Here is a 23,845-nt window from a genome sequence, read left to right on the forward strand (position 1 = left end):
TCCGAAACAGGATTTAGTGATGACCGATATCAGCATCAGACGATTGAGCGCTTCCGACAGTGACTTTGACAGTGCGCTGGCCAAGCTATTGGCGTGGGAAGACAGTGTGGATCATCAGGTGAATGAGTCGGTTCGTCATATCCTGCATGAGGTGAAAACCCGTGGGGATGCTGCGGTTCTGGAGTTTACCGAGAAGTTTGATCGCTTGAAGGTTGGCACTGTTGCTGAGCTGGAAATGGGGCAGGATCGCTTGCGGCAGGCGCTGGAGGCTATTCCCCAGGGGCAGCGTGTTGCCCTTGAAAAGGCCGCCGAGCGGGTGCGTGACTATCACGAGCGTCAGAATCAGACGTCCTGGCAGTATGAAGACGATGACGGCACCGTACTCGGTCAGAAGGTCACGCCGCTGGATCGGGCAGGGCTGTATGTGCCCGGTGGCAAGGCGGCCTATCCCTCCTCCGTGCTAATGAACGCCATCCCGGCGAAGGTCGCGGGTGTGGGCGAGGTGATTATGGTGGTTCCCACGCCGGACGGTGTGGTGAACGAACTGGTTCTGGCCGCTGCGGCGATTGCGGGTGTGGATCGCGTCTTTTGTGTGGGGGGGGCCCAGGCGGTGGGTGCATTGGCCTACGGCACACAGACCATTCCTGCCGTCGATAAGATTGTTGGGCCGGGCAATATTTTTGTCGCTACCGCCAAGCGAGAGGTATTCGGAACCGTTGGTATCGACATGATTGCAGGCCCTTCGGAGATTCTGGTGATTTGTGACGGCAAGACTGACCCAGACTGGATTGCCATGGATTTGTTCTCTCAGGCCGAGCACGATGAGCAGGCTCAGTCCATTCTTATCAGTCCCGATGCCGATTTCCTGGATGCCGTGGAAGCCAGCATCAACAAGCTGCTGCCGACCATGGAGCGGGCCGGCATCATCGCTACCTCGATGACGGATCGGGCTGCGCTGATTCACGTGGCCGACTTGTCGGAAGCGGCTCGCGTTTCCAATCGTATTGCGCCGGAGCACCTGGAGCTTTCGGTGGAAGATCCGGAAAATCTGGTGGACGAGATTCGCCATGCCGGTGCCATCTTTATGGGGCGCTATACGGCGGAGGCGCTGGGCGATTATTGCGCCGGGCCGAACCATGTGTTGCCGACGTCCGGGACGGCGCGTTTCTCCTCTCCTCTGGGGGTTTATGACTTCCAGAAACGGTCGTCCCTGATTGGTTTTTCTGCAGCCGGTGCCGACAGGATGGGGCGAGTTGCCTCTGTTCTGGCGCGTGGAGAAGGGTTAACGGCTCACGCCCGTTCTGCAGAGTATCGGGTTCGGGAGGGCCAGTCAGATGAGTAAGTTCTGGAGTTCACGGGTCAAAGAGTTGGTCCCCTATGTACCGGGGGAGCAGCCGAAAATGGCCAACCTCGTGAAACTGAATACCAACGAAAACCCTTTCGGCCCGTCTCCGAAGGTGATCGAGGCGATCAACACGGAACTGAATGACAGCCTTCGGCTTTATCCGGACCCCGAAAGTGAAGCTCTGAAAAGCACCATCGCGAAGTACTATGGCGTGCAGGGCGAGCAGGTTTTCCTCGGTAACGGTTCCGACGAAGTGCTGGCACACATCTTTTATGGTCTGTTCCAGCACGGTGAGCCCGTGTTGTACCCCGATATCACCTACAGTTTTTATCCGGTGTATTGCGGCCTCTACAACATCGAAGGCAAGACCGTACCGCTGACCGACAGCTTTGAGATTGATCCCAAGGACTATAAGCAGCCGAACGGCGGCATCATCTTCCCCAATCCCAATGCGCCCACTGGGCGTTACCTGGCGCTGGATAAGGTTGAGGCTATCGTCGCCGCCAATCCCGACCGGGTCGTGGTTGTGGATGAAGCCTATGTGGATTTCGGCGGCGAGAGTGCGATCAAGCTGGTGGGGAAATACCCCAATCTGCTGGTCTGCCAAACGCTGTCCAAGGCCCGTTCCCTGGCCGGGTTGCGCGTCGGTTTCGCCATCGGCAGCCCGGAGGTCATCGAAGCCCTGAACCGCGTCAAGAACAGCTTTAACTCTTATCCTATTGACCGCCTGGCTCAGGTCGGCGCCATTGCGGCATTCGAGGATGAAGACTGGTTTCGAGCCACCTGCGAAGGCGTCATTGGCGAGCGAGGGTGGGTTACCTCGAAACTGGAAGCCTTGGGGTTCGATGTATTGCCCTCAAAGGCCAACTTTATTCTTGCGCGCCACCCGGATCATGCCGGTGAGGCGTTGGCGAAGGGGCTTCGGGAGAAGGGGGTTATCGTGCGTCACTTCAATAAGCCCCGCATCTCGGACTTCCTGCGCATCACCATCGGCACGGCAGACCAGAACAAGCGACTGGTCGAGTGCCTTAAACCGTTGGTGTAACACAAGACATTCAAGGCAACCACATGGAGGCAGCATGGCTTCACGCAATGAGATACTCCGCACACTGAATGACTGGCTGGCCCCGGAAAACTTCAAGGATTATTGCCCTAACGGTCTTCAGGTTGAGGGCGCTGAAGAGGTCAGTACCATAGTAAGTGGCGTCACGGCTTCCCGGGCGCTCGTGGACGCGGCGATCGAAGCCGGTGCCGATATGATTCTGGTGCATCACGGGTATTTCTGGAAAGGTGAGGATCAGGCCATCCGTGGCATGAAGCGGGACAGGATCAAGCGTCTGCTGGAGCACGATATCAATCTGGTTGCCTATCACCTGCCGTTGGACGATCACCCTGAGTATGGCAATAACCGGCAGTTGGCCGACGTGTTGGGTATTCTCAATCCCCGGCCACTGGGAGGGCTTGTGTGGCAGGGTGAACTGAGCGCTCCGATGGAGCCCCGGGCGTTCGCGGAGTTGATCGGAGAGCGTCTGGCCCGTGCTCCGCTCTGGGTCGGGGACGGCTCCGCAGAGATTTCCAGGGTCGGCTGGTGTACTGGCGCAGCTCAGGGGTTCATTGGCAGCGCATTGGAAGCCGGGCTGGATGCCTATATCAGTGGCGAGATTTCAGAACCCACTACTCATACTGCCCGCGAATGCGGTATTCATTACTACGCAGCCGGCCATCACGCCACTGAGCGGTATGGCGTTCAGGCCCTGGGGCGGGCCCTGGAGCAAGCATTTGGGGTAAGTCACCGGTTTATCGACTGCGATAACCCGGTGTAAGCGTCAGGCTTTTTGCTGTTTTTCCGCCAGGCCAAAGTCTTCGGCCAGGGTGCCTTTTTCCTGGGGGTCGCTCTTGGGGGCGTAGTCCCGGGGTGGCTCTGCATCATCCTTGCTGGCGGCGCCTTCCAGACGCGCCTTGGCGTTCTCTTTCTCGAGCTCCAACAGCCAGTCTTCGTCGTTGCACAGGCGGTTAGCGCCCCGCGCCATGTGCTGATTTACGTCCCGGTAGGTGTCGTTGAAGCGGCGCAGCAGATGCGCAGATTCCATAAAATGCTCGTTCACTTGCGCCTGATAGCGTGTGTACTCGTTTCTCAGCTCCTCGATCTGCTGTTCAGCCCGGCGCTGCCGCAGCGTAGAGCCCTGACCAGACCGGCCAACCAGTACTCCGATGACAATGCCGACAATCAATGCGGCGATGGCTGCCAGAATCAGGTTTGTCATAAGCTGTATGATCCTTTTAATGAATAGGAATTCCTTCCCGAAGTATACCGTCCCAAGGCCCGTTCACGCACGATTGCCTCGTGCGCCAATCGTCGTATTGCGTCGTATGTCTGGCTCGCCCCCGCTGTTGCAGCGGTTTCTCAGGGTGTTGAACGTGGCGAAAAAAGCCAAAATCGGCCACAATACGCCGCCGTTATGAATGACCATACTTCGGGAAACGCCTTAATGACACCCCAAAAGCGAATCCGTATGACCACTACCCATATGACCCCATGGGAACGATACCAGCAGGACCTTGAGCGGCCCGAGTTTCACAAAGACCCGGCCCAGGAAGATGCGGTCCGCCGTTTGCAGTCACTTTACGACAAACTGGTGGCGGCGGAAAGGGAGCGGGACAAACCGATGGTCAAACTTCGCCTCAAGTTCAAGAAGGGCAAAGAAGATCCGGTGAAGGGTTTGTATTTCTGGGGCGGCGTGGGTCGCGGTAAAACTTACCTCATGGATACGTTCTATGAAGCTCTGCCCTTTGATCGCAAGATGCGGGTGCACTTCCACCGGTTTATGCAGCGTGTTCACAAGGAACTGAAAAGCCTGAAAGGCGAGAAAAACCCGTTGGATATCGTGGCGAAAATGTTTGCGGACGAAACCCGGGTGATTTGCTTTGACGAATTTTTTGTCTCTGACATCGGTGACGCCATGATACTGGCAACATTGATGGATGGTCTGTTCAGCCGTGGTGTGACCTTGGTTTGTACCTCCAATATCGTGCCTGACGGGCTTTACAAGGATGGCCTGCAGCGTGCCCGCTTCCTGCCCGCCATCGCGCTGGTCAAGAAACACACCGAGGTGGTGAATGTGGATGGCGGTGTGGATTATCGCCTGAGAACCCTGGAGCAGGCGGAGCTTTACCATTTTCCGCTGGATGAAGACGCGGACAAAAGCCTCCAGAAGAGTTACGACGGGCTTGCGCTTGAGGCTGGCAGCCACAGCCTGGAACTGGATATCAATGGTCGTAAACTCACGGCTCTCAGCCATGCGGACGATGTGGTCTGGTTTGAGTTCAAAACCCTGTGCGACGGCCCCCGTAGCCAGAATGATTACATTGAACTGGCCCGCGAATTTCACGCCGTCATCATCAGCAATGTGCCGGTCCTCGGTAAAGACAAGGAAGACCAGGCCCGCCGGTTCATTAATATGATCGACGAGTTTTATGATCGAAACGTGAAGGTGATCATTTCCGCGGAAGCCCCGATTACCAACCTGTACGCCGGTGGGCGGCTCGGGTTTGAGTTTGAGCGAACAGAATCCCGGTTATTGGAGATGCAGTCCAGGGAATATCTGGAAGCGCCCCACAAAGCCTGAAAAACAACCTGTCAATACGAGAGAGATCCCAATATGAGCACAGACAACGTCGTCATCGTCAGCGGTGTACGCACCCCCATGGGTGGATTCCAGGGCAGTCTGGCCGCCGTTTCAGCGCCGGAGCTTGGCGCCATCAGCATTGCCGAGGCGATTCGCCGTGCCGGGTTGCAGCCGGCCGACGTTCAAGAAGTCATTATGGGCAACGTGCTGCCCGCAGGCCTCAAACAGGGGCCTGCACGACAGGCCATGCGTCAGGCCGGACTTCCCGATAGCACCGGCGCTACCACGATCAACAAGCTTTGCGGTTCCGGGATGAAAGCCGCCATGTTTGCCCACGATGTGATCAAGGCCGGTACTAACGACATCATGGTGGCTGGTGGCATGGAAAGCATGTCGAATGCGCCTTACATCCTGCAGGGTGCCCGCAGTGGCTACCGCATGGGGCCCGGGCAGGCGCCACAGGACCACATGTTCCTGGACGGGCTTGAAGATGCGGAAACCGGTCGGTTGATGGGCGCCTTCGCCCAGGAAATGGCCGACAAGAAAGGCTACACCCGGGAAGAGATGGACGAGTACGCCATCACCTCCCTGACCCGGGCCAAGAAAGCCATTGAAGAAGGCCTGCTGAAAGACGAAATCATTCCCGTCACCGTCAAGACCCGAAAAGGCGAAGTGGTGGTTGAGGACGACGAGCAGCCCCACAACGCCAACATCGAGAAGATCCCGAGCTTGCGCCCGGCCTTTGCGAAAGACGGCACCGTCACCGCCGCCAATGCCTCCTCGATATCCGACGGCGCCTCCGCACTGGTACTGATGCGTGAATCCGAAGCCGAAAAGCGCGGCCTCAAACCGCTCGCCCGGATCGTTGCCCACAGCACCCAGTCCCAGCATCCGTCGGAGTTCACCTGCGCGCCGGTCGGTGCCATCGAAACCCTGTTCGCCAAAACCGGCTGGACAAAGGACGACGTGGACCTGTTCGAGATTAACGAAGCCTTCGCCATGGTCGCCATGATGCCCATCCGCGAGCTCGGCCTGGACCCCGAGAAAGTCAACATCCACGGCGGCGCCTGCGCTCAGGGCCACCCGGTTGGCTCCACCGGCTCCCGCCTGCTGGTGACGCTGATGCACTCCCTCAATCACTACGGCAAGAAGAAGGGTGTTGCAGCACTGTGTATCGGCGGTGGTGAGGCAACGGCGATGGCTATTGAAATGCTGTGATTTGTGCCGGCTGGTTGCATCCAAATTTGTTGACTATAGTGACTCAGTGCGAGGGAAGTCTGCCGCAGAGAGGGGCGTAATAGAGAGAGGCTTAATCGTAAAATCATACTTTTGACTGATCAAAGCGTTCGATGGCGTTAGCTATAGTGCCAACATCACGAGCACTGTGCATGAAGCCTCCAAACATCGTGAACACCAATAATCAGAGCAGCGACTCAGAACAACAATGGAGTAGCCTTCCAATGACAAGAAAAACACATCAATGGCAGCAGTGGACTAAATTGCCGCTGGCCGTAGCAGTTGCAGCCGGAGTATCCGGGCAGGCAGCTGCCTATTCATTTTACGTGGGGGATGTGGAAGCCTCTTTCAACACGACGCTGTCGGCGGGCGTTGGCTGGCGAACCGAGTCACAGGACAGAAGGTTGATTGCCCAGGGTAACCTGGGGCCTGAATACGCTCCCGGTCAGCCCTTGGCCAACATCGGTGCTTCTACCAACAACTATGACGACGGTAACCTCAACTTCGAGAAAGGGGATACCTACTCCAAGATCGTCAAGGGTAACAGCGAACTGTTTCTCAGCTACGATGTGGATAACGATACGCTTACCCGGGTCGGTGGCTTTGTGCGGGGGCGTTACTGGTATGACTTCGAGTTGAAGGATGAGAGCAGAGCGGTTGATCCTGTTGGTCAGCGTCGAGAGTTGAACGAAGAGGCCAAAAAAAATGCCTCTGGCGGTGAAATCCTTGATGCCTACGTATTCTCGGACTGGTACTTTGGTGATGTCCCGGTCAGTCTCCGCTACGGCAAGCAGGTGTTGAGCTGGGGTGAAAGTACCTTCATCCAGGGCGGCATCAATACCATTAACCCGGTTGACGTACCTGCCTTCCGGGCACCAGGCTCCGAACTGAAGGATGCGCTGTTGCCTGTTGAAATGTTCTACGCCTCGGCGGGTATCACGGAAAACGTGACTGTTGAAGCGTTTGTGCAAGCTGACTGGGAGCCGGTTCGCCCAGACGATTGCGGCACGTTCTTTTCCACAAACGACTTCGCTGCTGACGGTTGTGGTCCAGTTTTGCTAGCAGGTCAGTTGCCTGATTCTCAAGCGGCGGCACAGGGGTTCGTCGCTCCTCGTCTTGCGGACCGTGAGGCAGATTCCAAAGACCAGTTTGGTGTCGCGTTGCGCTGGTATGTGCCGGCCCTGAACGATTCAGAGCTTGGTTTCTACTACATCAAGTACAACAGCCGTCTGCCGTATGTCAGTGGTCTGGTGAACAACCCGTCTTCACCCAGCGGCAGCCAACAGAACGATCCGAATGAGCCGAACTCCACGTTTCCGAGCTACTTTATTGAGTATCCCGAAAACATCAATCTCTATGGTATCAGTATCAACACCACGACCCCGGGTGGTTGGTCTCTGGGTGCTGAATACAGCTTCCGTGATAACGTTCCGCTCCAGTGGAACGCATTTGAGCTGATCTTTGGTGGTTTGCAGCAGCGTGGTCCAAACGGGGAAATTCTAAGCAAGCTGGAAAAACAGCGGCTCGAAGAATCCGGTGGAGCCAACCTGGCTGGAAAGCCTGTTGACGGCTACGACCGGTTCAATGTTTCCCAGGCGCAGTTCACGCTGATCAAGTTCTTCGACCAGGTCATGGGAGCAAGCCGCCTGTCCCTGATCACTGAATTTGGTGCCACCTACGTTCACGATCTTCCGGACGAAGATGAAGCCCGTTACGGTCGCTCAGGCACCTTCGGTATCGGTACGTTGCCGGTGGACGGCTCCAACTTCACGGGTGATTTCTGTGAGGCAGGCGCCAACATCAATACCAACTATTGTAATAACGAGGGCTTTACCACGTCCTTTTCCTGGGGCTACCGTACCCGTCTGGTGTGGAGCTACCTGAACGCGTTCTCTGGCATTAACCTTTCACCACAACTGGCCTGGAGCCACGATGTGCAGGGTTACGCGCCTTCTCCGGGCGGTAACTTCAGCGAAGGCAACAAGGCCATTGGTCTGTCATTGCAGGCTGAATACCAGAACCGTATAACCGGTAATATCGGTTACACAAACTTTTTCGGTGGCAAGCCGTATAACGAGTTGACCGACCGTGATTTCGTGAGTGCGAGCGTTTCCTACTCATTCTGATTCGGCCTGAATTCGTTTAACGAGGTAATTTAAATGAAACTGAACAAGAAGCTATTGGCCACTGGCATTCTGTCCGCAACGTTGATTGCGGGTAACGCCTTTGGCGCGGTTTCCGCACAGGAAGCGGCCAAGCTCGGTGACTCGCTCACGCCAATGGGTGCTGAGAAAGCGGGTAACGGGGGCGCAATTCCGGCCTGGGATGGCGGTCTGACGACGCCTCCTGCCGGGTATAAAAACGATGGTATCTATGTGAACCCGTTCCCGAACGAAGAGCCAAAGTTCACCATCAACCAGAGCAACGTTGACCAGTATGCGGAAAACCTGTCCCCGGGACAGGTCGCAATGATCAAGCGTTATGACGATTACGTCATGCCGGTGTACGAGACTCACCGTTCCGCCGCATACCCGGAACAGGTCATGGAGGATACCGTTGACAACGCCACGACAGTGGAACTGATCAAAGACGGTAACGGCCTGGGTAATTACCAGACGGCCACGCCATTCCCGATTCCTCAGAATGGTCTGGAAGTCATCTGGAACCACATCACCCGTTACCGTGGCGGTTCGGTCCAGCGTAACGTTGGGCAGGTCACTCCGACAGAAGACGGCGCTTTCAGCGTTGTGAAATTCCAGGACGAACTGACGTGGAAAACCTATCTGGAAGATTACGAGGCGGGGCAGGACCCGAACGTACTGTTCTACTTCAAGCAGGCCATTACTGCGCCTGCGCGACTGGCCGGTAACGTCCTGCTGGTTCACGAGACTATTGACCAGGTTGAAGAACCGCGTCGTGCATGGGTATACAATGCCGGTCAGCGCCGGGTTCGTCGCGCACCGCAGGTAGCTTATGACGGCCCTGGTACCGCTTCAGACGGCATGCGTACCTCCGACAACTTCGATATGTTCAACGGTGCGCCTGATCGTTACAACTGGGAACTGGTTGGAAAGAAGGAAATGTACATCCCGTACAATTCCTACAAGCTGGTCGACCGTAGCCTGGACTATGACGAGATCATCAAGGCCGGTCATATCAACCAGAATCTGACCCGTTATGAGCTGCATCGTGTCTGGCACGTGCGTGCCACCCTGAAGGATGGTGAGCGTCATATCTACGCCCAGCGTGACTTCTACATTGACGAAGACACATGGCAGGCAGCGGTGATCGATCACTACGATGGCCGTGGAGAACTGTGGCGTGTGGCTGAAGCGCACAGCATGCAGTTCTACGATCAGATCGTGCCCTGGTACGCCATTGAAACTCTTTACGACCTGCTGTCTGGCCGGTATCTGGTCCTGGGGTTGACCAACGAAGAGTCCAACCCGTATGAGTTCGGTGTTGACCGAAGGTCACGTGACTACACGCCCGCTGCTCTGCGTCGTGCGGGGACACGGTAAGTTGTCATGATCCGGGTAGTTAGTTAATCCCGGGTGAAGTAAAAACGGCGGGCTCAAAGCCCGCCGTTTTTATTTAAAGCCTTTGATTTTCCCCGATTGTTGGAAACCTGCCGGTGTTTCGTCACCTCCCCGTCAAAGTTTTGCAGCCTACCCCTGATTTGGTTTAACCTCTCTCTACTAATACTAAAGGCGAACCCGATGCAGGGCGCCGCAGCAACAACAAAGCAGAGATCACATTTGCCGGAGTAAGGGCCCACCAGGCTCATAGATTCCGGGCTTTCAACGGGGCAAAGAGTGAAACCATTCGATGATGGCTGTGCGGCCAACGATGAGTTCCAGTCAACATTAGGCGGTAGTCATCGTGGTGAGTTGATCAGGGACTTGTTGCGCCAACGGATACGGATGCCGGAGCCCGTTCCGAATTATCTCAAAAGGCCGGCGTTGACCGAGAAACTGACCGCTGCAATAACACCGGGCTCTGCCCTGTTGCTGGAGGCGCCGTCCGGTTATGGAAAAACCCACGCCCTGAGTGCGGCGTTCCGTGAAACCGCCCGTAGCCCCGACACCCTCCGGTGGCTGGGCCTGACCGGACAGGAAAACGATGCCGGGCGTCTGTTGGCCTTGCTTGAAATTGCGCTGATACCACCCGACGCCACTTCCCGTCCGTCCGGACAACAGAAAGCCTCCAGTAATATGGATGCGCTTGCCCTGCTATTGTCTGATCCTTACTGGAGCGCCCCTAATGGCGACAACGTGCTCGTGGTTGATAACGTAGGCACGGTCGCCAACCCAACTGCCATAGCTCTGCTTCAGCAGCTCATTGAAAACATTCCTTCTGGTCTGGCCCTGGTTATGGTGTCCAGAAGGCCGTTACCATTTGAGACCCACACGTTCGAACTGGAAGGTCGATTCCACAGAATCGGTGCTGATTCGCTTGAGCTGACACGGTTGGAAACCTTCGAATTCTTTCACGCCGTGGTCAACCGTACTCAACTGACCACGGTTGCAGTGGAGCACCTTTATTCGCTGACAGAGGGGTGGATTACGCCTTTGGGGCTGTATCATAGGGAATTGGACTCCACACCGGAATCACGATTGCCGATCCAGGAGACCTTCAGTGTTGAGCGGTTTCTCAGGGATGCCGTGCTAATTCACCTAACGCCTGGTCAGCAGCGTTCGCTTCGAATTATTGCGGAAATGGAGATCGTCTCGGACGAGCTGTTTCTGGCATTGGCCGATGCCGGCTGTGACCACGCTTTTCGGCCCTCGGCAGCGTCGGAAAGTGGTGTCCCGCTGCGTCCATTACCGGGCCGTGGGCGTTGGTTCCGCTTGAACCCTTTGCTCCATGACTGGTTACAGACACCTGCCCTTGACGGGGCGCAGGAGCGTGCCCTGAAAGCCAGTCGCTGGTTTAGTGACCGTCATCAGTTTCCCGAGGCACTGCGTTATGCGTTGGTCAGCGGTAGTCTTGAGGAGTCGGTCCGGATAGCCTCTGAAGGCTCAGAGGCCTTGCTGATTGGGCAGGATACCGCGTCATTGCTTCGGCTTCGCCGGTCATTGCCGTCGGGGCTGCTGGAGAAAAGCGCGCGCCTGAAGATTGTCTACGGTTGGGTCCATTCCATCGGTGGTCAGTTCAGGCAGGCAAGAATGTTGATCAACGATCTCGATAATGGCGAGCGTCCCGAACTTGCTGGCCGGGTCGATGCGCTCAGGGCTTTTATTCTCCGCGGCGAGGGCAGTGTTGATGAGGCCCTGATGGTCGCAGACAGAGCTCTGCAGGCGGAGGAGTTGTCTACTCAGGGCCAGCTGGTGACGCAGCTGGTTCGTTCCAGTGCGCTATGCGCCGCCGGCAAATTTGGCGATGCCCGGGAGGCCAACCGCATTGCCGCAAGGCTGGCTCGAGAGGCTGGAGACGCTGGTTCGGAAGTTCTGGCAGTCTATGCCCACGCGCGGATCGAGCTGGGTAAGGGATCGTTGAAGCACGCAGAGCAACTGCTGCGCACCGGTCTGGATACCGCCATGAACGAGTCATCGCGGCCCGCACGTGTTGGCGAAACACGCCTACAGCTAAATCTGGTGATGGTGCTTTGGCACCAGGGACGGCAGGCGGAAGCAGACCGCCTCTTGGTGACCTGTATCCGCCATGCAGAGCAAACCCGCGATCTTGGGTTGCTGCTGGCCATGGCGCTGAGGGTGTTGATTTGTCGCACCCAGAATCGGATGGACGATGCGTTCGCCTGGATTGGTCGTGCCGAGCGAACCATGCAGTCGTGGCAGGTCGACGAGTCCGTCTATGTGCCTGTGCTTGAGGCTCTGAAAATCAGCGGCTGGCTGGCATTGGGTCAGACAGACACGGCGGCACAGGCTATGGAGCGGCTCAAGCCATGGCGGGACGTGAATTGCGTGCCGGAAATGTTCCCGATGATGCCCGGCATGCTGCAATGCCTGCAGGCGAGGATCGAACTGGCGCGGGGGGATGACATCAAGGCCGCTGAAACCGTCAGGAACATTCGGGACAACGGCGGCGAGACATTGCCTTTCGGTTTGGACTTATATTCCAGGCTGCTGGAAAGTGTCCTTAGCTGGCGCCAGAAAGGCCCTTCCGCTGCCCAGAAAATACTGACCGCCACTATAGCCATGGCAGGAGAGGAGCACTACATCAGCCCCTTCGCGGAGCTGAGGGGAGAGCTTCAGGAGCTGCTTGAGAAAACCTGGCCCCAACTGCCGGATACACCATTTGTCGGCGCAATAGGAAGGCTGTACGGTCTCACCGACATGAAAGAGCATGCGTCTCTGGCTGAACCCATCAGCGACCGGGAGCAGGGGGTGCTTGAGCTGATTGCCCAGGGGTTGTCGAACCAGGACATTGCTGACCGCCTTCACATCTCCTTGCACACGGTCAAAACCCATGCTCGTCGTATCAACGCCAAGCTTGAGGTGAAGTCACGCACGCAGGCCATCGTCCGTGCCCGCGAATTGGGGCTGCTGTAGCGGGCACGCTACAGCCCAGCACTCAGGCTGAACGCTTCAGTTCGTCTATAAGCGCATCCTTTTCTTCCCATACCTGGCTTACCCAACGCTGGAAGTCCGCCCGTGTTTCACGGTTGTTTTCGTAGTCCATGCCCAGGAAACGGTGTGGAATTTCCCGCGTTCGAATATCAACCACAATCCGTTGGATTCGCCCGCACAGGTAATCCCAGATGCCGGATTTGCCATCCGGATACACGATGGTCACATCCAGCATGGTGTGCAGGGACTCCCCCATGGCTTCCAGTACAAAGGCTGTACCCCCTGCGCGAGGCCTCAGCAGGTGTTTGTAGGGCGAATTCTGACTTTGGTGTTTGGCCGGTGTGAGCCGTGTACCTTCCATGAAGTTGAAAATGGTCACCGGTGTATACCGGAACTTCTCACAGGCGGCTCGAGTGGCTTCCACGTCCTTGCCCTTCAGTTCCGGGCGGCGGGCAATCTGCTCCTTGGTGTGGCGCTGCATGAAAGGGAAATCCAGCGCCCACCAGGCCACGCCCAGCAAGGGGACCCAGATCAACTGCTGTTTCAGGAAAAATTTCAGCAGCGGAATGCGGCTGTTCAACACGTGCTGGATGGCGGGAATGTCGGCCCAGCTCTGATGGTTGCAGGTGACGAAGTACCAGTGTTCGCGGCTCAGGCCCTCAGCGCCGCGGACATCCCACTTGATGTTGTGAAGCACGTCAGCCAGCACATTGTTGAAGCCAATCCAGAACCACGCGATGCGGTTCAGAACGATGGTGCAGCCTTTGCGAACCGAAGGCGTCGGAACCAGCAACTTGATTACCGCAAACACCATCAGGATCGGGAATAGCCAAAGGGTGTTAAGAACAATACAAAGCACTGCGAGCACACCTTTGACGGGTGCGGGCAAGAACCTGGACATTGACGGATGACTCCGGAATACGATTCAGCTTGGTGTTGTAATGGCGGGGGTTAGCCTTCGCCACTGGTTTCATCAGCGCCGGTGGCGCCTGGCAAGAGTGCCTCTGCCTGTTTCGCCGCAGCCAACTCCGAGAGTTGTCTGGAATCCGTTTCCTGAACAATCGCCTGGAATTCCTCGTCGAAATAATCCAGGTTGTTGTAGCGGATCATGCTTCGGATCTCCTCCACATAGTCCTCACCGCGTTCGGAATACCCCAACAGGCCGGCAGCAAGCCTGGCACCGTTGGCCAATTCACCACGGTTATGGGCTTTCAGGCGAATGTCCCTGAGTGGCTGGTAGGTGGGGTGGCGATTCAGGTTCTGGATGTAGGAGCGCACGGACAGGTACGGTGAGGAAAAGCTCGCCACCTCATGGCTGGCGCCTTCAACGCGGCCCCGGGGCACCAGGCCGCAGCCTTTGGAGAAGCACCATTGTCCGAACAGGTTGTTGCCTCTCCGGGCAAAACGGGAGGTGCCCCAGGCGGATTCATTGGCCGCTTGCGCCAGCACCAAAGACGGAGGAATCACATCCAGACGGTTCCGCAGGCGCCGGAACATGTCTTCGCTGGCCGGCTCTTCATCCACCCTCAGGCGCTCGGCCTGGTTTTTCAGCCAGGTCAGTTCCGATTTACTGAGTTTGTCCTTGCCAGCAAGGCTGTCCAGGTACTCGCGTTCGATCAGAACACGAGAGTTTGCCAGCACAATGCGCGGATAAAGAAACGAGAAAAACGCCGCTTTCTTCTCGGTGGTATCACGATAAGCGGAAAAATCCGGCAAGTTGGCTTGTGACCAATCAGGGAGCGACGGCAGCTCGGCCAGCGCAATATCCGAGTCTTCGTTGTCGCGATCATGGTCAGGGTCTGGCGTGTGCAGTGTGCCCCAGACACCAAAAACCACTATCGGAACAATCAGCCACAGAGCCCGGATACCTGAAGACATAAAACCTCTCGTTACAATCGATATGACAGCAATTATAACAGGTTATACGTGGGCGTCGCCCGGGTGGTTTGGTGCCCTCTATTCAGGTAAGCGTGTCGCCATCACCAATCCGAGCACCTCTTCCTGGCCGTCTGTCTGCCTGAGCTGCAGGAAAAACTGCTCCTGGTCGCTGGTGAAAAAGCCGTCCAGCGTCAGGCTACCTGCGTTAAACGTTGCCGACCCACTGTTGTTAGCGCTATAGGACAGGGAGATCGCCCCCGGAGACTGTGCCTGCGGGGCGGACACGGATTCGGCATCAACCTGGTGGACAACATCGAGCCTTCGGCCTTCCAGGCGGGCGCTGCCGGAGGATTCGATCACCAGCAGAGCGTTGTCGACATGCGCCAGCCGGTTGCTGGATTGCGCCATGCCCAGGCCCGCACCCTGAAGCCGGTAACGCCCCTGGGTGGGTGGCGAGGTATTGGCCCGCTCGGCCGCCACCAGGAGCCCATTACCGATGGCGCTGGTATCCAGGTTGAAGGCCATCAGGGAGCCGTCTGGTGTTGACGCACCAACGGCGACATCCGGTTTCTCATCCAGGCCGGCGGCGTCGTTCCGGTCCAGATTAAGGCGGCCGTTACTGACAATACGGTTGCCGGTGTTTGGGTCATAGGCCCGCGACTGGCGTTCACTGATGACCCAGTTGGCATCCCGTTGGCCCGGGTTGTCCGCGGGCACGGCAACACTGACAGCGCCTGTGTTGCCCCTGCGCAGGGTGGTGGTTGCCATGGTCTGGGTGACGTATGGGCCACTGATCTGCCAGTCTCCAACGCCGGCCTCCACCACGAAGGGCTCGGACTCATCCCCCATGCGGGTGGAAAGGTAAACAACGTTATAGTCTCGGCCGTCCAATGTTTGCCGCTCGAACCCCTCTTCCCGAAGCAGGTTCATTTCAAACACCGACAGGTAATGATCTTCCAGCGTGCGTTCGCGTTTCAGCTCGCCGCTTTCGGAGCGCAGTTCAATGGCTTTACCGGCACTGAAATAACCGCTGAGGACGCGGTCAGGCTGCTCGGTGCCTCCGCCGACGTAGGCATTCAGGAAATAAGGGTTTCGGGTCCAGCCGATGATCTTTGAGCTGCCTCGGCCAGTGATGCTCTGATAGAGAGCCCGGCCCGCCAACAGGCGGATTTCGTCCTCCACGGTGGCAGCGCCGGGGGATGAGGAATGGGTGTTCAGATCCCAGGCCGGGCGGTCGAAGAACTCATTGCCATCGGCGTGAATCAGGGCCCGGCGGTCATAGGGGATGTCGCTGGCAAGGGAAGTGGCCCGAATGTTGAAGGCGTCGAGGGAGGTTAGCGTCATGCCCGGGTAAACATAGCCGGTACCACCGTTCTGGTCGGTAGTGGTTTCCTCGCGGGCGATCCGCACGCCCCATTGGCCGGAGCCGGCAATGCTGGACTCGAGAAACGTTTGCCCCAATTCGACGCCCCAGAACACCGAATGGTAATTCGCGGCGCTGGCTTCTATCTTGCCAGAGGAGCTTTCTCCCAATAGTGCATAATCGGCCATAGCGTCCACATATCGGGCGAAATCTCCCCGTTCCTCTAGCAGAGCGAGCGTCCCATCGACATCAAGATTGCCGGGGATATTGATCTCAAAGTCATGAACCTGATCGGCGAGGGTGGCCCACACATACTTATTCAAACAAAGGGTGCTGTTGGCATCGTTCACACAGTCCATGATCTGGGAGAACTCACCAGAGCTGTAACTGTCCAGCGAATTGGCCACTAGGTATTCCGAGAACGGATTCACCTTCACGTCCCGGTCCGCGTCCGCTGCCAGTGCCCGCATGCGGCTGTTGCCATAGGTGGCCTCGATCACCACGTCCGGCCCTATTGGTAGCCCATCTTCAAAGCGAATAACAGTTCGCCCGCTGTCTTCCCGGCGGGACCGGGTGTCTACGGAGCCGAGTTCGCGAAGGGTTTGGTCAGTCTGGTAAACCCGGATGGTCTCTGGCTCCACGATACGCAGGTTGCGGCGGGTCAACTCTCCGCCCGGGGCAACGGCTTCCGGAACCTCCATGGTAATCCGCACTTCATTTCGGGCCAGGCCGGAGGCGTTGCTGGAGTCACCGGTAGAGCCGGACGTAAAGTCGTCGTTGGCATTCTTGGCCGGCGGGAAGCTGTTTCCCCGGCCCGCCACGTCGTCGTTCGCGTCGCCGCTACCGTCGCAGCCGGCCACCAAGGTGATTGTGGATAGGGTGAAAGCAGCGGTAAATGCCCGCGCAGCTAGTTGAAACATAGGGTTGTCCATGCCTGATAAACGTTCCCGGAGCGTGAGCCAGAAGTCTATCAAGTTGGCAAGGCACAAAGAGTGAGGAAGGGCACGAAATGGGGAGTGGTAACCCCGCCCTGATAGTGGCGGGCAGGGTTATCCTGCGGGATCAGGACCTGATCAGAAGAAGATCTTCATACCGGCCATGACGCCTTCATCCAGGTTCAGGTCACCACGACCGTCAAAGTCGGTATTCAGGTAGCGGTAACCGGCAAATAACTCGGCGTTGCGGATAACACGGTAGCTGCCGCGAAGCTCAAGGCTGGTGAGGTCATCGGAATCGCCAAAGGCAAGGATGCTGGGCGCGTAGTGAAGCCCGCCGGTGAACGACAGACCTGGTGCGTTGGGTACGTTTACGGTGGCAAAGCCGCCGAGAGCCACGGCGCCGCCGTCCAGCCGATCATCATCCCATCCGAAGGCGCGAACACCAATGCCCGCTGTGGTGGGCAGGTTGCCAATGGCCGTGCGGCCCTGGGCGTGGAAATCCACGTTGCCGATGTGACGGCTGCCTTCGTGATAGGTATAGCCGGTGCCGACCTGGATGTCGGAATTGGTGCCGAAGAAGTTGACCTGGCCCTTGACCGAGTCGTTGGTCAGGCTCAGGTCCACATCGGAGGCGTATACAGGTGCTGCCGCAAGTGACAGAACGATAAGGGGAATTCGGGACGCTTTCATTCTTCGACCTTCTTAATGTTTGAATGTAACCGCCGGAATGTTAACGGTCCGGCCCAAGTGGCTCAACTTAAAACGGGTTAAGGGCGGGTTAATGCGGGCGATCAATGGGTGGTTGTGTCGCCGCCCTGATCCAGATCGTCGGGGGATGCATTTTCTGCGGGAACACGATATTCCTCATTGGCCCAGGCGCCCAGATCAATCAGTTTACAGCGTTCGGAGCAGAAAGGGCGAAACGGGTTATTCTCATTCCATTCCGCGGACTTTTTACAGGTGGGACATTCTACGTTCATGGTGGCCTTGTGTCGGGTATTCAGGTGGATGCGGAGGATTGGCAGTATTGTTCCAGAACCGCCCGCAACATTTCAATATTGACCGGCTTGGCAACAAACGAGTCCATGCCTGCCTCGCGGCAGCGCTCTTCATCCTTTTCCATAGCGCTTGCAGTCAGCGCCACCACAGGTACCCGATTACGGTTGTGGTCCTTCTCCCATTGGCGCAGGCGGCGAGTGGCCTCGAAACCATCCACCCGGGGCATCACACAATCCATGAAAATCAAATCAAAGGGGTGCCATTGCCAGAGACTGGAGGCGGCTTCGCCGTCATTCGCCGTCATCACATCACAGCCCAACTTTTCCAGCAGCCGGCGGGTGAGGGTGCGGTTGACCGGGTTATCTTCCACCAACAGAACTTTCATGCGGCCGCAGGGTAATTCCTGGCGGCGGGTATTGTCACTGACGGCTTGCAGGGAAAACCGGGTCAGGAAGCGACGTTCGTTACGGACGGAATCCGAAAACAGTTGGTGCAGGATAGGGGTCAGGCACGATTCCCGCAGGGACTTGCTCAGGAAGGCATCGGCGCCGGCCTGCCGGAAGTGCTCTGCATCCCCCCGCTGGGGGTTGGACGACAGAATCAATAGCCGTGTATGGCCCCATTCCGGGTTGCTACGGATCTGTCGGCACAACAGGTCACTGTCCATATCCGGTACAAACCCGTCCAGCACCAAGGCATCAAAGGGCTTGTGGTTGTCCGAGGCCAACCGCAATGAGGTCAGTGCCTCGCCGGCGGATTTTACCGCTTCGATATCCAACTCGTGGCGTGAAAGCATTTCCAGGGTAATCTTGCGGGACAGTTCATAAGAGTCCACCACCAGAATGTGCCGCCCGCGGATCATGCTGGTATCCGGTCGACCGCGGGCGGCGCTCTCTGGCGCAACCTGCAGGCTGAGCTCCATCCAGAAGGTGGAGCCCTCGCCGGGTTTACTCTCAAGGTCCAGTGAGCCGTCCATCAACTGAACCAGCTGGCGACAAATGGTCAGGCCCAGGCCTGCACCCGGCAATTGTCGCTGGAAACGCTGACCGAGCTGAACGTAGGGCTCGTACACCAGCGGTATGTCCTCGGGGTTGATCCCCACGCCCGTGTCTTCAACCGCCACCCGAAGTCGTACGTTGTTATCCCGCCGACCCAGCACCTCGATGCTGATCAGCACGTGCCCGGAGTCGGTAAACTTGATGGCGTTGGATGTCATGTTGAGCAGAATCTGCCTCAGCCGTACCGGATCCCCTTTCAGGGCCCAGGGCAGGTTCTCGTCAATTCGCAGTTCCAGCGCCAGACCCTTTTCCCGAGCCCGTGCGCCCAGCATGTGCACCAGATCATTCAGGGTGTCGCGAAGGTCAAAGGGAATGTCATCCAGTACCAGCTTGCCGGCTTCCATACTGGAGATGTCCAGCAGGTCATTGATAATGGCCGACAACCCCTCCGAAGCGTTGAGCAGGGTGTGGACATATTCCCGCTGGTCCTGATCGAGGGGGGTATCTGACAGGAGATTAGCGTAGCCCAGCACCGATTGTAGCGGAATGCGCAACTCATGGCTGACGTTGGCCAGGAACTGATTCTTGGCATGGTTTGCCCGCACGGCTTGATCTCGTTCATCCTGGGATTGGATGGAGGTCTGGCGCAGGGAGCGGGTGTCTTCCAGCAGCTGCAGGCGCATGGTGTTCAGCGCCTGTTCCAGCTCACTCAGTTCGTCACCCCGCTTTGGGGGCTTGCGGCGGAGCCTCAGCGGTTCAATCAATGCGTCCAGGTTAAGCCGGGCGGCGTAGTCGGCAATCGATTCCAGATGACGGGAAAGGGTGAGCCGAACAATGACCAGAAGCCCGAGAGTGCCCAGCATCACGATCATCGACTGGAACAGCAGTGTGAGCAGCGCCCGGTCCATCAACTCGTTGTAGACGGTTTCCACAGACGACGTCACCGTCAAGGTGCCCATGGCTTCCGGGTTATTGAAGGACGCGCGATTGAACACCAGGGGGAAGGATTGGCTGATCACCCGGCCATCCGGATAGGTGCCCGTGTTGAACTCCTCGCCAGCGGCTGTGATCACCCGGGCATGCTGGATAACCGGAATGGCGCGCATGTCATCCAGGCTGTTGGCAACCTCGCTATAGTTCATCAACCAGAGGTTGTTGCTCATACTGCCGGCAACCAGTTCCGCAGCGCGTTCCTGGGTGCTGCGCAACTCTTCGGTTCTGCGCTCAAACTCGCCAATCATCTGAACGCCGGTGGCAGCCAGCGACAGGATCAGGCTGAACAACAGAACATATACCAGCAGCCTGGCAGCCAGTGGCCGTACACCTATTCGTCTGAATAACCGGATCGGAGGCAAGGCACGCATTCCCTGTGTCGAAAAATCAACCGATCTGCAGTTTAACAGACCGTTAGCACTTCGACACGTTCCTGTGATTCATCATGGATAAAGCGGAAGCGCACGTTCAGATCGTACAAATGCGCTCCGTATATCCGTTCTTCATCCCGGCCACGCCGGAACGACGGGCGAGGGTCGTAGCTCACCACATCTTCTATCAAGTCTCGGAAATCCGGATACTGATCCGCTGGCAAGGCTGCGAGCTGTTGGTCAGCCTCATCCAGGAACACTACCGGTAGACGATCCGTCGGTGCGGACTCCGCCCAACCCAGGGTGGCTTCCGGCACTGAATCTGCAAATGGCAGATAGGGCTTGATGTCCAGGATGGGGGTGCCGTCGATAAGATCGTGGTCCCCAATCCGCAAAATAAGGCGACCGTCTGCATCCCGCGTCAGTCCTTCATTTCGCACGACTGACAATCCCAGGCTGTTGGGCCGGAAAGGTGACCGGCTGGCAAACACACCTATCTTTTTGTTGCCTCCCAGCCGGGGTGGCCGAACCACTGGCCGCCATTCCGCCCGTACCGCCTCATGGAACTGGAACGTCAGCCACAGGTGACTGGCCGTCTCCAACCCTCGGAACGCATCCTCGCGATCGAAGGGCGATTGGATGACCAGGTCAGCGTGGGCAAAGCGGGTCAGTCCTGGTTGTCGGGGTACACCAAACTTGTCCCGGAAGCAGGAACGGGTAATAGCGATGGGGGTCAGCGTCAAGGCATCAACGGCGGGGCGGGAGGGGTGTCGGCTCATAGACACTAGCGCCCAAAGGCTGCCAGGAACGTCTGGTGTAACTGTTCAACCTGACGCTCAACATCCATTATAGCCAGGTTGTTGTCCACCACGTCATCGGCTTTCCGGAGTCGTTGTTCTCGCGGCATCTGAGCGGCGATGATGCGTTCAACCTGCTCTCTGTCGTTGGTATCCCTGGCCATGGTTCTCTGGATCTGCACATCGACCGGCACATCCACCACGACGACTTTCTCGGCCAGCTCATGCTGGTCGGTTTCCAACAACAAAGGCGACACCAGAAGTACATAGGGTAGGGAATAGTTATCCGGACGCAGTTGCCGCATCAGCTCCTCACGGATCACCGGGTGCAACAGCCCCTCGAGCCAAGCGCGTTCCTCCGGCGCATCGAATACGATTCGCCTCAGCGCCGCACGGTCCAGGCCGCCACCCGGCAGCAGGATCTCCTGCCCAAAATGCTCCGCAACCTTTTCAAGGGCAGGTGTGCCGGGTTCGACGACTTCGCGGGCAACATCATCCGCATCCACCCAGTGCACACCCAGTGCTCCGAACAGCCGTGCAACCGTGGATTTGCCAGAACCGATTCCGCCGGTAAGGCCTACGACTGCCATTCAAACCCCCAGATAGGTAAACCAGGCTGCCTGAATTTCTGCCCCAAACCAAAGGCAGAGCAAACCCGCCGCCGCCAAATAGGGCCCGAACGGAATTGGCACTTCGCGGCCGTGCTTGCGGAACACCATCAAACTAATCCCCACAACGGCACCGACCAAAGACGACAACAAAATCACCGCCGGCAGCAATTCCCAGCCCAGCCAGGCGCCCAGCGCCGCCAATAACTTGAAATCGCCGTGGCCCATGCCCTCCTTGCCGGTTACCAACTTGAACAGCCAGTACACCGACCACAGCGACAGATAGCCTGCCACCGCGCCCCAGAAGGCACTGCTGAAATCCGTCAGCACGCCGAAGTAATTCAGGATTAGCCCCAGCCACATGAGGGGCAGCGTCATGCTGTCTGGCAACAACTGGGTGTCGAAATCGATCACCGTCAGCGCGATCAGCACCCAAACCAGCAACAGCGACCATAGTGCAGCCTCAGACGGCCCCATGACCAGAATGGTCACCACCGAAAACAGCGCGGTAATTGCCTCAATGATTGGGTATCGCGGTGAAATGCCCGCTTTGCATGATGCGCATTTGCCGCCCAAAACCAGGTAGCTGATGACCGGGACGTTTTCCCAGGCGCGAATCCCGTGACCGCAGGAAGGGCAGGTGGAGGCAGGTTTGGAGAGCGTAATCGGCTCATCGTTCTTGCGTTGATCGTCTGATAGCTCCAGGAACTCTTCGCATTGGCAGCGCCAGTCCTGCTGCATCATCTTCGGCAGGCGAAGGATCACCACATTCAGGAAGCTACCGATGCAGAGGGAGAAGAAAATGACTGCGGTATAGAGAAGCCAGGGCGTGGCCAGGAACGTATCAACGGAAATCATCAAAACTCTCAATCTGTGCCATCAACCCCCCCTCCCATTGCGGAAGAGGGGTGGGGAGAGGGGTTGGTGAAAGGAAGGGCGTGATCAGCCAACCACCTGACCCATCTGGAAGATCGGCAGGTACATAGCGATGATCAAGCCGCCTACGAGTACGCCCAGTACCGCCATGATGATCGGCTCCAGCAGGGCTGTGAGGTTGTCGACCATGTCATCCACCACCGCTTCGTAATGGACGGCGACTTTCTCCAGCATTTCATCCAGGTTACCGGATTCTTCACCAATGGCAGTCAATTGCACGGCCATAACCGGGAACACATCCTGTTGGCGCATGGTGGCCTGTAATTGGGTACCGCTCGAAACATCGTTTTTTATTCGCTGGATAGCATCCCGATAAACGGCGTTGCCGGTCGCGCCGGCAACGGAGTCGAGCGCATCAACGAGCGGAACACCAGCCGCAAAGGTCGTGGAAAGTACGCGCCCAAACTTGGCAACGGCCGACTTATCCAGGATTTCGCCCACGACAGGCAGTTTCAGCACATATTTATCGACGAGATCCGAGAATTTCTGAGATCGTCTTACAGCTTCCTTGAACAGAAAGATAGTGCCGACAATGCCGAGCAAAACCACAAACCACCAAGTCTGAAGCCATTCCGACAACCGGACCACCATCTGTGTAAATACTGGCAGGTCTGCACCAAAGCCCTTAAACAGGCTTTCGAACTGGGGTACCACTTTTACCAGCAGGATGGCCGTTACGACGATAGCGACCACAACAATAGCAGCAGGGTAGGTCATCGCTTTCTTTACTTTTTTCTTAAGAATTTCAGTTTTCTCAAGATATGTGGCGATGCGGTCCAGCATGCTTTCCAGTGCACCGGCCTTTTCGCCGGAATCCACCAGGTTGCAGTACAGGTCGTCAAAATGCCTGGGATACTTCCGCAGGGCGCCGGCGAAACTGGTGCCCGAGGAAATATCGTTGCGGATGTTGGTAACCAGCTCTTGAAGGCCCCTGTTCTCAAGGCCGTCAGCCACAATATCGAAACTCTGAACCAGCGGAACACCAGCCTTCATCATGGTGGCGAGCTGGCGAGTAAGCATGGCGATGTCGAAAGGCGTGATCTTTTTGCTGCCGCCAAACAGGGGTTTTGGTTTCTTCTTCACCTTGTCTGGAATAATGCCCTGCTTACGCAACTGGGCCTTCACCAGAGCCAGGTTGGTGCCAGACACCTCGCCCTTGGTTTTGTTGCCCTTGCGGTCTTTGCCTTCCCAGACGAACGCCTGAAGTTTCTCTGCTTTCTCTGCCAT

19 protein-coding genes are annotated in these 23,845 nt (G+C 57.3%); 8 read left to right on the forward strand and 11 right to left on the reverse strand.

The genetic code is table 11. The features are described from left to right. The first annotated feature begins 19 nt into the window (after positions 1-19). Genes hisD through SIC19_RS16240 form a run of 3 tightly spaced genes read left to right on the forward strand, consistent with a single transcriptional unit; the run spans position 20 to position 3,168 of the window. Entirely contained in the window at positions 20-1,342 is a 1,323-nt protein-coding gene (hisD, locus tag SIC19_RS16230) for a histidinol dehydrogenase (protein ID WP_199448750.1), read from the forward strand. Then, complete coding sequence (gene hisC / locus SIC19_RS16235; protein WP_041332430.1) at positions 1,335-2,390, forward strand: histidinol-phosphate transaminase; 1,056 nt, start codon at positions 1,335-1,337, stop codon at positions 2,388-2,390. The genes hisD and hisC overlap by 8 nt, the downstream gene beginning before the upstream one ends. Before the next feature lie 34 nt (positions 2,391-2,424). Beyond that, positions 2,425-3,168, forward strand: coding sequence for a Nif3-like dinuclear metal center hexameric protein (locus tag SIC19_RS16240; protein ID WP_041332431.1), 744 nt, complete (start codon positions 2,425-2,427; stop codon positions 3,166-3,168). Positions 3,169-3,171: 3 nt separating this feature from the next. Here SIC19_RS16240 and SIC19_RS16245 read toward each other — a convergent pair whose 3' ends face one another. Further along, entirely contained in the window at positions 3,172-3,609 is a 438-nt protein-coding gene (locus SIC19_RS16245) for a YhcB family protein (protein ID WP_007155665.1), read from the reverse strand. A 264-nt stretch (positions 3,610-3,873) separates the two neighbouring features. On the opposite strand from SIC19_RS16245, the gene zapE reads away from it, so the two are divergent. From zapE to SIC19_RS16270, 5 genes are all read left to right on the forward strand, one after another. After that, positions 3,874-4,971 (forward strand): cell division protein ZapE, encoded by a 1,098-nt coding sequence (gene zapE, locus SIC19_RS16250; RefSeq protein WP_286810170.1) that lies wholly within the window; start codon positions 3,874-3,876, stop codon positions 4,969-4,971. Positions 4,972-5,004: 33 nt separating this feature from the next. Then, on the forward strand, positions 5,005-6,189 hold the full coding sequence (locus tag SIC19_RS16255; RefSeq protein WP_412535533.1) for a thiolase family protein: 1,185 nt from the start codon (positions 5,005-5,007) through the stop codon (positions 6,187-6,189). Positions 6,190-6,431: 242 nt separating this feature from the next. Beyond that, positions 6,432-8,333, forward strand: coding sequence for a DUF1302 domain-containing protein (locus tag SIC19_RS16260; RefSeq protein ID WP_412535534.1), 1,902 nt, complete (start codon positions 6,432-6,434; stop codon positions 8,331-8,333). 33 nt (positions 8,334-8,366) lie between these two features. After that, positions 8,367-9,728 (forward strand): DUF1329 domain-containing protein, encoded by a 1,362-nt coding sequence (locus SIC19_RS16265; RefSeq protein WP_036209909.1) that lies wholly within the window; start codon positions 8,367-8,369, stop codon positions 9,726-9,728. A gap of 294 nt (positions 9,729-10,022) precedes the next feature. After that, entirely contained in the window at positions 10,023-12,719 is a 2,697-nt protein-coding gene (locus tag SIC19_RS16270; protein ID WP_412535535.1) for a LuxR C-terminal-related transcriptional regulator, read from the forward strand. Positions 12,720-12,741: 22 nt separating this feature from the next. Here SIC19_RS16270 and SIC19_RS16275 read toward each other — a convergent pair whose 3' ends face one another. From SIC19_RS16275 to SIC19_RS16320, 10 genes are all read right to left on the reverse strand, one after another. Beyond that, positions 12,742-13,638 carry an acyltransferase gene (locus SIC19_RS16275; protein ID WP_199448746.1) on the reverse strand — a complete coding sequence of 299 codons (897 nt, stop codon included), beginning with the start codon at positions 13,636-13,638 and terminating at the stop codon, positions 12,742-12,744. Between the two features lie 50 nt (positions 13,639-13,688). Continuing rightward, on the reverse strand, positions 13,689-14,615 hold the full coding sequence (locus tag SIC19_RS16280) for a glucosaminidase domain-containing protein (protein WP_412535536.1): 927 nt from the start codon (positions 14,613-14,615) through the stop codon (positions 13,689-13,691). Positions 14,616-14,693: 78 nt separating this feature from the next. Then, complete coding sequence (locus tag SIC19_RS16285; protein ID WP_412535537.1) at positions 14,694-16,898, reverse strand: hypothetical protein; 2,205 nt, start codon at positions 16,896-16,898, stop codon at positions 14,694-14,696. Between the two features lie 153 nt (positions 16,899-17,051). Beyond that, on the reverse strand, positions 17,052-17,606 hold the full coding sequence (locus SIC19_RS16290) for a YfaZ family outer membrane protein (RefSeq protein ID WP_075196493.1): 555 nt from the start codon (positions 17,604-17,606) through the stop codon (positions 17,052-17,054). A gap of 101 nt (positions 17,607-17,707) precedes the next feature. Continuing rightward, a complete protein-coding gene (yacG, locus tag SIC19_RS16295; RefSeq protein ID WP_036209919.1) occupies positions 17,708-17,896 on the reverse strand; it encodes a DNA gyrase inhibitor YacG in 189 nt (62 codons plus the stop codon). 20 nt (positions 17,897-17,916) lie between these two features. Further along, entirely contained in the window at positions 17,917-20,277 is a 2,361-nt protein-coding gene (locus tag SIC19_RS16300) for a response regulator (protein ID WP_412535539.1), read from the reverse strand. 32 nt (positions 20,278-20,309) lie between these two features. Beyond that, positions 20,310-21,056, reverse strand: a complete 747-nt coding sequence (tsaA, locus tag SIC19_RS16305) for a tRNA (N6-threonylcarbamoyladenosine(37)-N6)-methyltransferase TrmO (protein ID WP_278367192.1) — start codon at positions 21,054-21,056, stop codon at positions 20,310-20,312. A 5-nt stretch (positions 21,057-21,061) separates the two neighbouring features. Next, positions 21,062-21,664 (reverse strand): dephospho-CoA kinase, encoded by a 603-nt coding sequence (gene coaE, locus SIC19_RS16310; RefSeq protein WP_278367190.1) that lies wholly within the window; start codon positions 21,662-21,664, stop codon positions 21,062-21,064. Beyond that, positions 21,665-22,540 (reverse strand): prepilin peptidase, encoded by an 876-nt coding sequence (locus tag SIC19_RS16315; protein ID WP_278367188.1) that lies wholly within the window; start codon positions 22,538-22,540, stop codon positions 21,665-21,667. An 84-nt stretch (positions 22,541-22,624) separates the two neighbouring features. Continuing rightward, the gene (locus SIC19_RS16320) at positions 22,625-23,845 is read right to left on the reverse strand and encodes a type II secretion system F family protein (protein ID WP_278367186.1); all 1,221 of its coding nucleotides are present in this window, start codon (positions 23,843-23,845) and stop codon (positions 22,625-22,627) included.

The organism is Marinobacter sp. MIT930201 (assembly GCF_047122665.1).
In the GTDB taxonomy this organism is placed as follows: domain Bacteria; phylum Pseudomonadota; class Gammaproteobacteria; order Pseudomonadales; family Oleiphilaceae; genus Marinobacter; species Marinobacter salarius.

Coding starts and splice junctions, on each gene's coding strand:
- hisD (WP_199448750.1), top strand. CDS start 20: ATGACCGATATCAGCATCAGACGATTGAGCGCTTCCGACAGTGACTTT.
- hisC (WP_041332430.1), top strand. CDS start 1,335: ATGAGTAAGTTCTGGAGTTCACGGGTCAAAGAGTTGGTCCCCTATGTA.
- SIC19_RS16240 (WP_041332431.1), top strand. CDS start 2,425: ATGGCTTCACGCAATGAGATACTCCGCACACTGAATGACTGGCTGGCC.
- SIC19_RS16245 (WP_007155665.1), bottom strand. CDS start 3,609: ATGACAAACCTGATTCTGGCAGCCATCGCCGCATTGATTGTCGGCATT.
- zapE (WP_286810170.1), top strand. CDS start 3,874: ATGACCCCATGGGAACGATACCAGCAGGACCTTGAGCGGCCCGAGTTT.
- SIC19_RS16255 (WP_412535533.1), top strand. CDS start 5,005: ATGAGCACAGACAACGTCGTCATCGTCAGCGGTGTACGCACCCCCATG.
- SIC19_RS16260 (WP_412535534.1), top strand. CDS start 6,432: ATGACAAGAAAAACACATCAATGGCAGCAGTGGACTAAATTGCCGCTG.
- SIC19_RS16265 (WP_036209909.1), top strand. CDS start 8,367: ATGAAACTGAACAAGAAGCTATTGGCCACTGGCATTCTGTCCGCAACG.
- SIC19_RS16275 (WP_199448746.1), bottom strand. CDS start 13,638: ATGTCCAGGTTCTTGCCCGCACCCGTCAAAGGTGTGCTCGCAGTGCTT.
- SIC19_RS16280 (WP_412535536.1), bottom strand. CDS start 14,615: ATGTCTTCAGGTATCCGGGCTCTGTGGCTGATTGTTCCGATAGTGGTT.
- SIC19_RS16285 (WP_412535537.1), bottom strand. CDS start 16,898: ATGTTTCAACTAGCTGCGCGGGCATTTACCGCTGCTTTCACCCTATCC.
- SIC19_RS16290 (WP_075196493.1), bottom strand. CDS start 17,606: ATGAAAGCGTCCCGAATTCCCCTTATCGTTCTGTCACTTGCGGCAGCA.
- yacG (WP_036209919.1), bottom strand. CDS start 17,896: ATGAACGTAGAATGTCCCACCTGTAAAAAGTCCGCGGAATGGAATGAG.
- SIC19_RS16300 (WP_412535539.1), bottom strand. CDS start 20,277: ATGCGTGCCTTGCCTCCGATCCGGTTATTCAGACGAATAGGTGTACGG.
- tsaA (WP_278367192.1), bottom strand. CDS start 21,056: ATGAGCCGACACCCCTCCCGCCCCGCCGTTGATGCCTTGACGCTGACC.
- coaE (WP_278367190.1), bottom strand. CDS start 21,664: ATGGCAGTCGTAGGCCTTACCGGCGGAATCGGTTCTGGCAAATCCACG.
- SIC19_RS16315 (WP_278367188.1), bottom strand. CDS start 22,540: ATGATTTCCGTTGATACGTTCCTGGCCACGCCCTGGCTTCTCTATACC.
- SIC19_RS16320 (WP_278367186.1), bottom strand. CDS start 23,845: ATGGCAGAGAAAGCAGAGAAACTTCAGGCGTTCGTCTGGGAAGGCAAA.